Origin of the sequence: Citrobacter sp. EC_71 (assembly GCF_019584005.1) — a bacterium.
In the GTDB taxonomy this organism is placed as follows: domain Bacteria; phylum Pseudomonadota; class Gammaproteobacteria; order Enterobacterales; family Enterobacteriaceae; genus Citrobacter; species Citrobacter werkmanii.
In genome coordinates, this window is sequence record NZ_VDAY01000003.1 from 112,537 (window position 1) to 126,412 (window position 13,876).

16 protein-coding genes and 1 pseudogene are annotated in these 13,876 nt (G+C 50.7%); 10 read left to right on the forward strand and 7 right to left on the reverse strand.

Annotation, left to right across the window (positions count from 1 at the left end; translation table 11 throughout):
* Positions 1–75: 75 nt before the first annotated feature.
* Positions 76–975 (forward strand): O-acetylserine/cysteine exporter, encoded by a 900-nt coding sequence (eamA, locus tag FHD02_RS04045; RefSeq protein WP_042308449.1) that lies wholly within the window; start codon positions 76–78, stop codon positions 973–975.
* A gap of 33 nt (positions 976–1,008) precedes the next feature.
* Here eamA and marB read toward each other — a convergent pair whose 3' ends face one another.
* From marB to marR, 3 genes are read right to left on the reverse strand one after another with little or no spacing between them, the layout of a single operon-like run.
* A complete protein-coding gene (gene marB, locus FHD02_RS04050; RefSeq protein WP_137370605.1) occupies positions 1,009–1,227 on the reverse strand; it encodes a multiple antibiotic resistance protein MarB in 219 nt (72 codons plus the stop codon).
* Positions 1,228–1,257: 30 nt separating this feature from the next.
* Positions 1,258–1,641 carry an MDR efflux pump AcrAB transcriptional activator MarA gene (gene marA, locus FHD02_RS04055; RefSeq protein ID WP_003032424.1) on the reverse strand — a complete coding sequence of 128 codons (384 nt, stop codon included), beginning with the start codon at positions 1,639–1,641 and terminating at the stop codon, positions 1,258–1,260.
* A 19-nt stretch (positions 1,642–1,660) separates the two neighbouring features.
* The gene (gene marR, locus FHD02_RS04060; RefSeq protein WP_042308445.1) at positions 1,661–2,095 is read right to left on the reverse strand and encodes a multiple antibiotic resistance transcriptional regulator MarR; all 435 of its coding nucleotides are present in this window, start codon (positions 2,093–2,095) and stop codon (positions 1,661–1,663) included.
* A 257-nt stretch (positions 2,096–2,352) separates the two neighbouring features.
* Here marR and FHD02_RS04065 point away from each other — a divergent pair, with 257 nt between their 5' ends.
* Positions 2,353–3,018 (forward strand): MarC family NAAT transporter, encoded by a 666-nt coding sequence (locus FHD02_RS04065; protein WP_061381352.1) that lies wholly within the window; start codon positions 2,353–2,355, stop codon positions 3,016–3,018.
* Between the two features lie 39 nt (positions 3,019–3,057).
* Here the strand turns inward: FHD02_RS04065 and FHD02_RS04070 are convergent, their stop codons facing one another.
* Both FHD02_RS04070 and FHD02_RS04075 read right to left on the reverse strand, forming a co-directional pair.
* Positions 3,058–4,254: a sugar transporter gene (locus FHD02_RS04070; RefSeq protein ID WP_042308442.1), complete on the reverse strand. Its 1,197-nt coding sequence runs from the start codon at positions 4,252–4,254 to the stop codon at positions 3,058–3,060.
* 94 nt (positions 4,255–4,348) lie between these two features.
* Positions 4,349–5,209: a LysR family transcriptional regulator gene (locus tag FHD02_RS04075; RefSeq protein ID WP_137370598.1), complete on the reverse strand. Its 861-nt coding sequence runs from the start codon at positions 5,207–5,209 to the stop codon at positions 4,349–4,351.
* A gap of 102 nt (positions 5,210–5,311) precedes the next feature.
* Here FHD02_RS04075 and sad point away from each other — a divergent pair, with 102 nt between their 5' ends.
* From sad to FHD02_RS04105, 6 genes are all read left to right on the forward strand, one after another.
* The gene (gene sad, locus FHD02_RS04080; RefSeq protein WP_137370599.1) at positions 5,312–6,700 is read left to right on the forward strand and encodes a succinate-semialdehyde dehydrogenase; all 1,389 of its coding nucleotides are present in this window, start codon (positions 5,312–5,314) and stop codon (positions 6,698–6,700) included.
* Between the two features lie 151 nt (positions 6,701–6,851).
* A complete protein-coding gene (glsB, locus tag FHD02_RS04085; RefSeq protein ID WP_220393601.1) occupies positions 6,852–7,778 on the forward strand; it encodes a glutaminase B in 927 nt (308 codons plus the stop codon).
* A complete protein-coding gene (locus tag FHD02_RS04090; RefSeq protein ID WP_038640562.1) occupies positions 7,778–8,137 on the forward strand; it encodes a DUF4186 domain-containing protein in 360 nt (119 codons plus the stop codon). The genes glsB and FHD02_RS04090 overlap by 1 nt, the downstream gene beginning before the upstream one ends.
* 80 nt (positions 8,138–8,217) lie before the next feature.
* Positions 8,218–8,745 carry a GNAT family N-acetyltransferase gene (locus FHD02_RS04095; RefSeq protein ID WP_137370601.1) on the forward strand — a complete coding sequence of 176 codons (528 nt, stop codon included), beginning with the start codon at positions 8,218–8,220 and terminating at the stop codon, positions 8,743–8,745.
* A gap of 106 nt (positions 8,746–8,851) precedes the next feature.
* Positions 8,852–10,303 (forward strand): tagaturonate reductase, encoded by a 1,452-nt coding sequence (locus FHD02_RS04100; RefSeq protein WP_137370602.1) that lies wholly within the window; start codon positions 8,852–8,854, stop codon positions 10,301–10,303.
* A gap of 210 nt (positions 10,304–10,513) precedes the next feature.
* On the forward strand, positions 10,514–11,428 hold the full coding sequence (locus tag FHD02_RS04105; protein ID WP_079224232.1) for a bestrophin family protein: 915 nt from the start codon (positions 10,514–10,516) through the stop codon (positions 11,426–11,428).
* Here FHD02_RS04105 and FHD02_RS04110 read toward each other — a convergent pair.
* Complete coding sequence (locus FHD02_RS04110; RefSeq protein ID WP_042308414.1) at positions 11,421–11,801, reverse strand: GFA family protein; 381 nt, start codon at positions 11,799–11,801, stop codon at positions 11,421–11,423. The two genes, FHD02_RS04105 and FHD02_RS04110, sit on opposite strands and share 8 nt — an antisense overlap.
* 130 nt (positions 11,802–11,931) lie before the next feature.
* Entirely contained in the window at positions 11,932–12,690 is a 759-nt protein-coding gene (tam, locus tag FHD02_RS04115; RefSeq protein ID WP_137370603.1) for a trans-aconitate 2-methyltransferase, read from the reverse strand.
* Positions 12,691–12,799: 109 nt separating this feature from the next.
* Here tam and FHD02_RS04120 point away from each other — a divergent pair, with 109 nt between their 5' ends.
* Positions 12,800–13,360, forward strand: a complete 561-nt coding sequence (locus tag FHD02_RS04120; RefSeq protein ID WP_137370606.1) for a GNAT family N-acetyltransferase — start codon at positions 12,800–12,802, stop codon at positions 13,358–13,360.
* Positions 13,354–13,628: pseudogene (locus tag FHD02_RS04125) on the forward strand (GrpB family protein); the annotation flags it as partial. The gene FHD02_RS04120 and the pseudogene FHD02_RS04125, both read left to right, overlap by 7 nt.
* Between the last annotated feature and the right edge of the window lie 248 nt (positions 13,629–13,876).

Sequence of the window (13,876 nt, forward strand, 5' to 3'; positions counted from 1 at the left end):
ATGATCTGTTCCGGTACAATGATTTCCGTTACCTTAACTTGTTTACAAAAATTTAATATTTGCAAGGGCGGTGGTATGTCACGTAAAGACGGGTTGTTAGCGTTGCTGGTCGTTGTCGTTTGGGGCCTGAACTTTGTCGTCATTAAAGTTGGCCTGCACAATATGCCGCCATTGATGCTGGCAGGATTGCGATTTTTACTGGTGGCATTTCCGGCGATATTCTTTATTGCCCGCCCGAAAATCCCGCTTTCGCTGTTACTCGGTTATGGCCTGACCATCAGTTTTGGGCAGTTCGCGTTTCTCTTTAGCGCCATCAAATTCGGTATGCCTGCCGGGTTAGCTTCGCTGGTATTACAAGCTCAGGCGTTTTTCACCATCATTCTGGGGGCATTCGCTTTTGGCGAGCGTTTGCAGGGGAAACAGCTGGTAGGGATTGCGCTGGCCGTCTTTGGCGTACTGGTATTGATTGAAGCTAGTCTGAACGGGCAGCATGTCGGCATGCTCGGTTTTATGCTGACGCTGGCGGCGGCGCTAAGCTGGGCCTGCGGCAATATCTTTAACAAAAAAATAATGCAGCACACGTCGCGTCCGGCTGTGATGTCCCTGGTCGTGTGGAGCGCTTTAATTCCCATTATCCCGTTCTTTTTGGCATCCGCACTGCTTGATGGTCCGACACAAATTGTGCAGAGCCTGGTGGCGATAGATATGATCACCATTTTGTCACTGGTTTATCTGGCGTTTGTGGCGACCATTGTGGGTTACGGAATCTGGGGTTCATTACTTGGGCGTTATGAAACCTGGCGGGTAGCGCCGCTGTCGCTGTTAGTGCCCGTTGTCGGTCTGGCAAGTGCAGCTGTGTTGCTGGATGAAACGCTCACGGGTTTGCAACTGCTGGGTGCGCTGCTGATTATGGCTGGGCTGTATATTAATGTATTTGGCTTTCGTTTGCGCAAGATAGCGCAGGTGAGAGGGTAATAAAAAGCCCCGCCGTGGCGGGGCAAAAACGAATTACAGGTTGCGTGTATTGTAATAAGGCACCCCCAATTCGTCGGACTTATCACTGCCGGCACCCATATGATTAAAATCGAACGGGGACTGATCGTGCGCAGGGGGCATAATCATTGTGTCACGACTGTTCTGGGTGGCGGGTTGCGCAGTCTGTTCCGCCATGCTCTGGCCCGAAACAACCAACAGCAGGGCCAGCATCGCATAAGACAGAATTTTCATCATTTCCTCGGTTACGTCGTTAACTGGCGATTAGCAATTACACTGATTGAGCGGAAGCAAGTAGCGTGACTCGCCGTGCATATTGGTCATACGGTATTTATGCGGCGGAACATCAAAATAGTTTTTGAACGTTCTGGTCAGCGTTTGCTGAGATTCAAAGCCGTAACGCTCCGCCAGATAAAGAATCGGCTCGTTACTTTCTTTTAATTTTTGCGCTATTTCAGTCATTTTACGGCTGCGGATGTATTGACCCAGTGAATGACCGGTTTCTTTTTTAAACATCCGTTGCAGGTGCCATTTGGAGTAACCTGAACGCTCAGACACTTTTTCCAGCGAGAGCGGTGATTCAAGGTTATTTTCGATCCAGTCCAAAATGCTATGAATAGTGATTGTGTCAGTATTGCGTCTGGACATCGTCATACCTCTTTTCTGTTTACGGCAGGATTCTCTTAAGCAAATGCTCAAGCGTGGCTACTTCATCCGCCGTTAAGTTTTTTGTTAGTTCCTGGTGCAGGTCTTGCCCGACTAATTGGTGACACTGCTCGCAAATTGCTGCGCCATGCTCGGTGAGTTTCACCAGCACGCCACGCTTATCATGTGGATTCGGAAGCCTTTCTATCCAGCCTTTACAGGCCAGCCTGTCCAGCATCCGCGTCAGGGCGCCAAGATCGACAGACAGCACTTTTTTCAATTCGACAGGGGTAATGCACACCGCACAACGGATGGAGCAGAGCACTTTGAACTGTGATGCTGTGATATCCAGCGGTGACAGATAGTCGTTTAGCAAACGATCTTTTTTCTGATTAACCATATAGATCAAACGACCCAGTGGGATGATTTCGTTAAACAGATCACTGGTGCTTTTCACAATGGTTGCCCTGGCAAGTAGTTAGTCACGGCTGATATTATTGCTTAGGCAAATATAAGTCAAATGAATGGGTCGGCAAATGCCACGTTTTGCTAAATCAGCAGGCTCATCAACTGACGTATATAATTTTAACGGTCTGATAATTATGGGTTATAGGTGCGGGCGAAAAATGAATCCTTACACCGTGAAAATGGCTTATCACTCGGCTTTCACCTTATACTTGCCGTTGACGATTAACGCACAGGAAAGATGACATTATGATGGACTTGTTTAAAGCAATAGGGCTGGGGCTGGTAGTCCTGTTACCGTTGGCAAACCCGTTAACCACCGTGGCGTTGTTCCTTGGCCTTGCCGGTAATATGAACAGCGCAGAGCGTAACCGTCAGTCCCTGATGGCGTCTGTGTATGTGTTTGCCATCATGATGGTGGCGTACTATGCCGGGCAGCTGGTGATGAATACCTTCGGGATTTCGATCCCCGGATTACGTATTGCAGGTGGGTTAATCGTTGCGTTTATCGGTTTTCGGATGTTGTTTCCACAGCAGAAGGCGCATGAGTCTCCAGAGGCGAAAAGCAAATCAGAGGAGCTGGAAGACGAACCGACTGCCAATATTGCATTTGTACCGCTGGCAATGCCAAGCACTGCCGGTCCGGGTACGATAGCCATGATTATCAGCTCGGCATCAACCGTACGTCATGGCTCCGAATTTCCTGATTGGGTAATTATGGTTGCGCCGCCGATAATTTTTGCGGTTGTCGGCGTGATCCTGTGGGGTTGTTTACGCAGTTCCGGTGGGATTATGCGTTTGGTAGGCAAAGGCGGTATAGAAGCTATTTCGCGCCTGATGGGCTTCCTGCTGGTGTGTATGGGCGTGCAGTTTATTATTAACGGCGTGCTGGAAATTATTAAAACTTACGCTTAAATAAACGGGCCCGGTATTGTCTTATACCAGGCCCGTTTTTTATGAATGCTGTGGCTGCTCTTCGAGCGATATCGGCCATTTGCGAAAGATTATCACCGACCATACCAACGCAACAACGGCAGGTACTGCGCCTGTATAACCAATCGTTGACATCGACCAGTGTAAACTCACCTGATTACCCACCAGCGCGCCAGCGCCAATGCCGATATTAAAGATACCGGAGAACAGTGCCATTGCGACATCGGTGGCATCCGGGGCCAGCGCCAGCACTTTTACCTGCATGCCAAGACCGATCAACATAATAGCAATGCCCCAGAAAATACTGAGGATGGCGAGGTGCATTTCGCTGTCAGCGGCTGGCAATAGGAGCACCAGGCATACCGTCAGCAGGGCAATGGCGCTACTGATGAGTATGGAAGCATGTAGATTACCCAGTTTGCCAAATATCACACTACCAATAATACCCGCGCCGCCCAGAATCAGTAGCAGCACGGTAGCAAAGTTGGCGCTCAGTCCGGCGACGGTCTGTACAAACGGTTCAATGTAGCTATAAGCCGTGTAGTGGGCGGTGACCACAATCACCGTCAGCACATACAGGCTCATCAACGCCGGACGGTGGAATAACACCGGCAAACTTTTAAGTGAACCGGAGTGTTCGCTGGGTAATTTAGGCAGTAACTTAATCAGGCAGAGCAGGGTGACTAACGCCCCCATGCCGATGGCAAAGAATGTGGTGCGCCAGCCAAAATACTGACCGACGATACGCCCGATAGGCAGACCCAGCACCATTGCCAGCGCGGTGCCGGTAGCAATCAGGCTAAGCGCCTGCGCGCGTTTTCCTGCCGGGGCCAGACGAATTGCCAGCGATGCGGTAATGGACCAGAAAATAGCGTGTGCAAAGGCGATACCAATACGGCTAATCACCAGCACGGTGAAATTCCATGCCAGGAAAGAGAGCACATGGCTGGCAATAAACACCACAAACAGACAGATCAGGAGCTTGCGTCGTTCCATCTGGCTGGTAAGCAGCATGAAGGGAAGCGACATTAAGGCAACAACCCAGGCGTAGATTGTCAGCATGATCCCGACCTGCGCGGTCTGCATATTAAAACTTTGCGCGATGTCGGACAGCAAACCGACAGGGACAAACTCTGTGGTATTGAAAATAAAACCGGCAATGGCAAGCGTAACTACACGTAGCCACGCCACCTTGCGGGAAACAGTGTCTGTTGTCATATCGATAAATCGGGTTAACTGCGAAAAGGAGAGGCATCGATCTTAAAACGTTTTCTGGCGAAAACACAATCATTTTGTGATGCGGATCTCATTTTTACAGCTGCGGGTTCAATACCTCAATAAAGGCTTCCAGCTGCCTTGTCATCGCACCTCTTCGCCAGACCAGCCACGTATTCAGCCAGCGCCAGTTTTCGCTCAACGGCCAGGCGTTGACCTGATGGTGTCCGGGCATACTTTCCAGCATCGAACGTGGAATTAGCGCGATACCCGCACCGGCAATAACGCAGGCCAGCATCCCATGGTATGACTCCATTTCATGAATGGTACCCGGCATTGCGCGATCGGCATGAAACCAGCTTTCAAAATGTCGGCGGTAGGAACAGTTGGCGCGAAACGCGTAAATACTGCAGCCGTTGACGTCGCTGGCCCGCTGGATGGGAGGGTGACCGTGCGGGGTGACAATCATCATCTCTTCACGATAGACCGGAATACCCTCAAGTCCGGGGTGGGCAACGGGACCATCGACAAAAGCGGCGTTCAACGTGCCGTCCAGCACGCCGTCCAGCATGGTGCCTGAGGGACCGGTCGCCAGGGCAAACTGAATTTTTGGATAACGTTGGTTATATTCAGCCAACGTAGCAGGGATCCGTACCGCGGCGGTGCTTTCCAGCGATCCGAGTGAAAACAAGCCCTGTGGTTCATCCCCGGCGACGACCATTCTCGCTTCCTCTACCAGCGCCAGGATCCGTTGGCTGTAGCGTAAAAAGTTGTGCCCGGAGGGCGAAAGCCGCAGACGCTGGTTTTCACGAATAAACAGATCGATGCCAAGGTCGGCCTCAAGTTGGCGTATACGGGTAGTGAGATTGGACGGCACGCGATGCACCTTCGCGGCGGCCTGTGTAATGCTGCCGGTCTCCGCGACGGCATTGAACATTTCCAGTTGCGTCAGATCCATAATATTCTCTAATCGTGAATGGTATGGTTAATATTATTCATTTTTCAGAAAGAGTAAATATGCTCATGATATGACCATACCCTGCGATAAAGAGAGGCATCTATGACTATCACAGCAGCAACACATGCTATTTCGGTTGATCCTACCAGCGGTGAAAGACTAACGGCGATGCCGTGGGCCGGCACTGAAGAGATTGCTCAGGCACTGAGTCTTGCCGCGAGTGCCTACAGTGAATGGAAACAGACTACCGTCGCGCACCGTGCGCATACGCTGCGTCAAATCGGCCAGGCCCTGCGTAATCGCGCGGAAGAGATGGCGCAGTGTATTTCACGTGAAATGGGCAAACCCATTAAACAGGCTCGGGGTGAAGTCGCCAAGTCAGCCGCGTTGTGCGACTGGTACGCTGAACATGGACCTGAGATGCTTAACCCGGAACCGACGCTGGTAGAAAATAACCAGGCGGTGATTGAGTATCGTCCTGTTGGAACTATTCTGGCGATCATGCCGTGGAATTTCCCGCTGTGGCAGGTACTGCGTGGCGCCATTCCGATTTTGCTGGCTGGTAATGGCTATTTGTTAAAGCATGCGCCTAACGTAACCGGCTGTGCTGCGATTATCGCGCAGGTTTTTGCTGATGCAGGCGTTCCTGCCGGTGTTTATGGTTGGGTAAATGCCGATAACGCCGGAGTCAGTCAGATGATCAACGACCCGCGTATCGCAGCGGTAACGGTAACGGGTAGCGTACGTGCCGGTGCGGCGATTGGTGCACAGGCGGGTGCGGCGCTGAAAAAATGCGTACTTGAACTGGGTGGTTCCGATCCGTTTATTGTCCTCAATGATGCCGATCTCGATCTGGCCGTTAAAGCGGCAGTCACCGGACGTTATCAGAATACCGGGCAGGTTTGTGCGGCAGCGAAGCGCTTTATCATCGAAGAAGGGATTGCTGAAGAATTTACTGCGCGGTTTGTGGCGGCCGCGAGCGCGCTCAAAATGGGCAATCCGTTAAACGAAGAAAACGATCTCGGACCGATGGCGCGATTTGATCTGCGTGATGAGTTGCATCAGCAGGTTGAAGCATCCCTGGCCGAAGGGGCGAAGTTACTCCTTGGGGGCGAAAAAATAGCAGGTCAGGGCAATTACTATGCCGTGACGGTACTGGGCGGCGTAACGCCAGAAATGACGGCTTTCCGTCAGGAGCTGTTTGGTCCGGTTGCGGCGATCACCGTTGCCAGGAATGCGGAACATGCCCTGGCACTGGCGAATGACAGTGATTTTGGTTTATCCGCCACGGTGTTCACTGCGGATGACGCGCTGGCCCAGAATATGGCCTCTCGTCTGGAGTGTGGAGGCGTCTTCATCAATGGTTACAGCGCCAGCGATGCCCGTGTAGCGTTTGGCGGCGTGAAGAAAAGTGGTTTTGGTCGCGAGCTTTCGCATTTTGGCCTGCATGAGTTTTGTAATGTGCAGACCGTCTGGAAAAACCGCCTCTGAAGGTGAGGGTGCCTCCGTCGGGGGCACCTGCCTTATTTCTGCAAATTTTCTGTCATTGACTCTTCGTACACTGATACCTAATGGTCTGACGCAGCGTATTCAGCTCTGTTATACTCGCAGGCCTTTCATACCTGCGAGCAAGGAGCATGTTGTGGCCAGGGCCATGGACAATTCAATTTTAGAGACCATTGTGCAGCAGGTTCGTCCGCTGATCGGTCAGGGTAAAGTCGCTGACTATATACCTGCATTAGCCTCTGTCGACGGTTCCAAACTGGGTATCGCCATCTGTACCGTCGATGGACAACACTATCAGGCGGGGGATGCGCAAGAACGCTTTTCTATTCAGTCGATTTCGAAGGTTTTAAGCCTGGTCGTGGCGATGCGTCACTATCAGGAAGAGGAGATTTGGCAACGCGTCGGCAAAGATCCATCCGGTCATCCTTTTAATTCCCTGGTGCAGTTGGAAATGGAGCAGGGTATCCCGCGTAATCCCTTTATTAACGCCGGGGCGCTGGTGGTTTGCGACATGCTGCAAGGGCGTCTGAGCGCCCCACGTCAACGGATGCTGGAAGTGGTCCGGGCATTAAGCGGCGTCCCGGATATCGCCTACGATGCGAGGGTGGCGCGATCTGAGTTTGAACATTCCGCACGTAACGCCGCTATCGCCTGGTTGATGAAATCGTTCGGCAATTTTAACCATGACGTGACCACTGTTTTGCAAAACTATTTTCACTACTGCGCATTGAAAATGAGCTGTGTGGAACTGGCGCGAACCTTCGTATTTCTGGCGAATCAGGGCCATGCCTTCCATCTTGAGGATCCCGTGGTTACGCCGATGCAGGCCCGACAAATCAACGCGCTGATGGCGACCAGCGGTATGTATCAGAACGCGGGTGAATTTGCCTGGCGGGTTGGCCTGCCGGCAAAATCTGGGGTGGGTGGCGGTATCGTGGCCATCGTTCCACACGAGATGGCGATTGCTGTCTGGAGCCCGGAACTGGATCCAGCGGGAAATTCGCTGGCGGGTATCGCCGCGCTGGAGCAACTAACGCAACAAATGGGGCGCTCGGTTTACTGATGAATACGCTCGACCCTCTTTTTGCCCGGCTGGCGAAATCGACGTTTCGCTCGCGGTTTCGCCTCGGCCAGAAAGAAAGGCAGTATTGTCTGGATAAAGGCGCGCCGGTTATTGAACAACATGCAGCCGATTTTATTGCCAAACGACTGGCTCCCGCTTTTCCCGCTAATGATGGGAAGCAGACGCCAATGCGTGGTCACCCGGTATTCATCGCACAACACGCGACGGCGACCTGTTGTCGGGGGTGTCTGGCAAAATGGCACGATATTCCTCAGGGTGTGGCGCTTAACGAACAACAGCAACGTTACGTTGTCACGGTTATATATCACTGGTTAGTGATCCAAATGAATAAGCCATAGATAACATAATCCTATGATACAGCCTCTTGTGTTATGCAATTGTTAAAAACATGCTAAGGGGGTCTATCTAAGGAGAAAAAATGGCTTCCTGCAAACCCTGCTTCGTGCTGAATGCAGCACAGATTGTGTCGAGAATCGACGAGCTCAGCGATGTCCTTGAACAGTGCGTCAATGACGGCGCCTCCGTCAGCTTTATGCTGCCTTTTGATCGTGAGAAATCACGGCCTTTCTGGATGAACGTCGCGCAAAGCGTTGCCCGTGGGGAAAGACTTGTTCTTGGCGCCCAGAATGCCCAGGGAACGCTCGTCGGTACCGTCCAGCTCATTATCGATCAACCGGAAAACCAACCTCATCGCGCCGATGTCGCTAAGCTGCTGGTTCATACCTCTGCACGGCGGAGCGGCGTTGCCCGGGAACTGATGAATGAGCTGGAAAGTTGTGCGCGTCAACAGGGCAAAACGTTGCTGGTGCTTGATACGGCGACAGGCAGTGGCGCGGAGTTGTTCTACCACAAGTGCGGGTGGCAAAAAGCAGGAGTAATACCTGACTATGCCAAAATGCCTGACGGGACGCTGACCGCGACCACACTTTTTTATAAAACTCTCTAATTTGTGGCTGGGGATTGATCAAAACAGGGTTTCAATGTATTAAAGTTTGCTAACCTATTAGACCAATTCAATCAGGTTGTATGACTAATCAAAAAGGGAACCCATTGTGCAAACTTTAAATCGTCGCGATTTCCCCGGTGCTCAGTATCCTGAACGCATTATTCAGTTTGGTGAAGGAAACTTCCTGCGCGCCTTCGTTGACTGGCAAGTCGATCTGCTGAATGAGCATACCGATCTTAACTCTGGTGTGGTCATTGTCCGACCTATCGAAAGTACTTTTCCTCCATCACTGAGTACACAGGACGGCCTCTATACCACCATCATTCGTGGTTTGAATGAGAAGGGCGAAGCCGTGAGCGATGCCCGTTTAATTCGTTCGGTTAATCGCGAGATCAGCGTCTATAGTGAGTACGATGAGTTCCTGAAGCTGGCGCATAACCCTGATATGCGTTTTGTTTTCTCTAATACCACCGAAGCTGGCATCAGCTACCACGCTGGTGATAGGTTTGAGGATACGCCTGCGGTGAGTTATCCGGCCAAACTTACCCGACTGCTGTTTGAGCGCTTCAGCCATTTTAATGGCGCATCGGATAAAGGCTGGATAATCATTCCTTGCGAACTGATTGATTATAACGGTGATGCGCTGCATGAACTGGTCCTGCGCTATGCTCAGGAGTGGGCGTTACCGGAAGCATTTATCCAATGGCTGGATCAGGCCAATACCTTTTGCTCCACGCTGGTGGATCGTATTGTTACCGGCTATCCACGTGACGAAGTCGCGAAGCTTGAAGCGGAATTGGGTTATCACGATGCGTTTCTGGACACCGCTGAACACTTCTATCTGTTTGTTATTCAGGGTCCGAAATCATTAGCCGCTGAGCTGCGTCTGGATAAATATCCGCTGAATGTTCTGATTGTTGATGACATCAAACCGTATAAAGAACGGAAAGTGGCTATTCTCAACGGCGCACATACCGCATTGGTTCCCGTTGCCTGGCAGGCTGGATTGGATACCGTGGGGGAGGCCATGAATGACGCGGAGATTCGCGCCTTCGTGGAAAAAGCGATCTATGAAGAAATTATTCCAGTGCTGGATTTACCACGCGATGAGCTGGCGTCTTTTGCCAGCGCGGTGACAGGTCGATTCTGCAACCCGTATATCAAACATCAGCTGTTGTCGATTGCCCTGAACGGCATGACTAAATTCCGCACTCGCATATTGCCGCAACTACTGGCGGGGCAACAGGCTGGCGGTAAACTGCCTGCGCGTCTGACATTTGCGCTTGCCGCGTTGATTGCGTTCTACCGTGGAGAGCGTAACGGAGAGTCTTACCCGGTTCAGGATGATGCGCACTGGATGACGCGTTTTCAACAGCTTTGGTCCCAGCATCATGACTGCCAGATAAGCACTGAAGATTTGGTTAAAGCTGTGCTGGCCGTTACAGAACACTGGGAACAGGATCTGACGGAAGTTTCTGGATTGGTGGAACAGGTGACTGCCGATCTGGATAGCATTCTGCTAAACGGCATGCGAGAAGCTGTTAAACCTCTGTGCTAATACGCTGACCCGGCTCAGGCCGGGTTTTTTACAGGCATATCTTAGTTACAACATACTATGGATTTCTGCTTTTAGGGTGACAGTCTGTCGCTTCAACGCATCGTCCGTTCAGCAGGAGGGAAAGATGTTTAAATAGTGTTACGATGAGCTTGCAACATTGATCACGTTCGCGTTTAATGTGACGAGTTTCACATTTTTTCGAAGATAACCATGATCGTTCGCCCCCAACAACACTGGCTACGCCTGATATTCGTCTGGCATGGGTCGGTACTATCTAAAATTTTTTCACGCCTGCTGCTGAACTTCCTGCTCTCCATCGCCGTTATTATCATGCTGCCGTGGTATACGATGCTGGGCATCAAATTTACCCTGGCGCCGTTCAGCATTCTCGGCGTGGCGATTGCAATCTTTTTAGGCTTTCGCAATAACGCCTGTTATTCACGTTATGTTGAGGCTCGACACTTGTGGGGGCAGTTGATGATTGCTTCCCGATCGCTGCTACGTGAAGTAAAAACCACCTTGCCGGACGACGTCGAACTGGGTCAATTTGTTCGTCTGCAAATCGCCTTTGCCCACTGTTTACGCATGACGTTACGCCGTCAGCCCCAGGCTGAGCCGTTAGCGAAATATCTGAGTGAGGCAGATTTACAGACCGTGTTCGCCTCACAGTCGCCTGCAAACCGCATTCTGTTGCTGATGGGGGAATGGTTGGCTGTACGTCGGCGCAATGGTCAGCTGTCAGATATATTATTCCATAGTTTAAACAATAGGTTAAATGATATGTCGGCGGTACTTGCAGGGTGCGAGCGGATCGCGAATACCCCAGTGCCATTTGCTTACACTCTGATACTTCATCGAACGGTATACCTGTTTTGCATTATGTTACCTTTCGCGTTGGTGGTAGATCTGCACTATATGACGCCGTTTATCTCAGTGCTGATTTCCTATACTTTTATTTCGCTCGATACGCTGGCAGAAGAGCTGGAAGACCCGTTTGGCACAGAAAACAATGACCTGCCGCTGGATGCGATTTGCAATGCGATTGAAATCGACTTGCTGCAGATGAACGATGAAACAAACGTGCCAGCAAAACACATTCCAGATAAGCATTACCAACTCACTTAGTTACATTCTTTTGCCACCATGTAGGTTGCATATCTGAAAAAGAATGAAATTCCGGCGCCAGGTCTTCATCGTCAGGATCGTCAAAAGCGCCAGCTAACAGTGCAATAACCGGGGCGTCATCAATGGCGCCTACGGAACTGCCGCACTGTGGACAAAATGCCCGACTTGACGCCTCAGAAGAGCGCCAGGTTGTCGGTTTTCCGCCTTGACCCGTCCACGTTACATTTTCTGCATTAAACTCAATCCAGACGACGGTCGGTGCACCCGTATGTTTCCGACATATATCGCAGGAGCAGGTATGGGAATTATTTGGACTGCTGGCCGCGAAACGAATCGAACCACACAGACAGCCACCAATGTAGACTTTAGACATGACAACTCCCGTCAGAAACACGTTGCCAGACACTAGCAGATGACGGGCTTTGCCACTAGATCCTCATGATAAAAAGGCGAGGGCGCGCATGGCAGATAGTTATCTCCTGTGATGCACTTATAATAAACGCTTAATCATTGCGTCTGGCTACGATAAATAACCGCGGAAAGGCCAGCAAAATTTTACCGTTTTCCTGCAGAGGATATTGTTCCTGAAGCAGTTCATGATAACGTGCCAGGTAAAGATGTTGCTCATTTTCGCTCAAGTCCTGTAACCAGGGCCGCAGGCCCGTTGAACTTACCCAGTCGATAATCGACTGATGTGATTCCATAACGTGATAATACGTTGTGCGCCAGATATCCACCTCACAGCCCGCTTCAGCCAAAATGTCATAATAGGCGTGTACACCAGGAAGCGGCGAGCGGCCCCGGTCAGGGTAACCTTGTTCATAAGCCACTTCACGCATCAAAACATGCGTTGGCTCCAGCCAGTTATCCGGCATTTGTACAGCCAGCACGCCATTGTGAGCCAGTAGCGATACCAGATGCGGGAACAAATCATAGTGATCGGGAACCCACTGCAACGAAGCATTTGCATATAGCAGTTCAAGAGGCTGCTCTGTCTGGAATTTACAGATATCCGCTTCAATAAAGCGGCATGTTGGTAATGCCTTGCGCGCCTCATTAAGCATGGCGGGTGAGGTATCAATCCCGGTTATTACAGCCGAGGGCCAGCGCTGATGCAGTAATGCCGTACTATTTCCCGGACCACAGCCAAGATCGACGACTGAATGGACATTCTCTAACGCCACTCTGCTGAGTAAATCCGCAGCGGGCCTTGAACGTTCAGTTTCATATTGCAGATAAAGCGAAGGATTCCAGTCGGCCATGAATGAATCTCCAGTATGAGAGAAAAAGGCGGAAAGGGTTACATAAGTCCTTGCCGATGAGCCATTTCTTTTAGAAGATTATATGAAAATACAGGAGAAGGGCAGAAATATGCTGGAAACATCAAGACTGATTTTACGCCCGTGGGAAGCCAAAGACAAAGCCCCGTTTGCCGCGTTAAATGCCGATCCGGACGTGATGCGTTTTTTTCCGGCTCCGCTGCAACGAACGGAAAGCGACAACCTGGCTGCCAGATTCCAGGAAGGCATTACAGAGCGCGGCTGGGGATTCTGGGCCGTTGAACTTAAAGAAACACACCAGTTTGTGGGGTGTGTAGGTTTACATCCACAACCTGATAAATTTCACTTTTCACCCTGTACCGAAATAGGCTGGCGTCTTGCTAAATCCTACTGGCATCAAGGGTTTGCATTGGAGGCCGCCGAGGCGTGCCTGACGTTTGCTTTCGAGGAACTGGCGTTAAGTGAGGTGGTTTCATTTACGTCGGTGCTGAATAAACCGTCAGAGCGTCTGATGATACGGTTGGGCATGAATAAAACTGAAGAGTTCGTGCATCCCGCGTTGCCCTCTGATCACCGGTTAGCACAACACATCCTGTATCGGAGGGGGCAATTTGATTACCGTTTTTCGGAAAGTAAGCGATGTCTCAGATGACTCTTGGTAAAGTACTATCCCAAATTCATCATATTGGTAGCACCTCGGTGCCGGGATTATCAGCTAAACCAGTGTCGATATATTAATCGAAGTTACTAATCTTGATGAAATGGACAGCCTGAATCAGGCGATAGAGCGTGTCGGATATACTGTACGTGGTGAAAATGGCATTTCAAATCGTAGGTACTTCACAAAAGGTGGAAATCAGCGCAGTCATCACATCCATGCTTTTACCACTGGGGATGCTCAAATAATAAAACATCTAGCAACCGGCTTTAACCATAAGCGACCGGACAGTTTCTTTGGACAGATGGACATCGTGCAGTTCTACGAGTTTCCCGCATACCCGCGTCGGCCCAAAGCCGGTATAGCTCTCGCGGATTATGTTGAGTGTGTATCGGGCAAGATCAACAGGCACCTGATAATTGCTTAGCCATAGGAAGTCCTCAATCTGAACCAGAGGGCGCAAGACAATCCAACTGTTATGCGAACTAACTAGAACTACTGCACCAATCT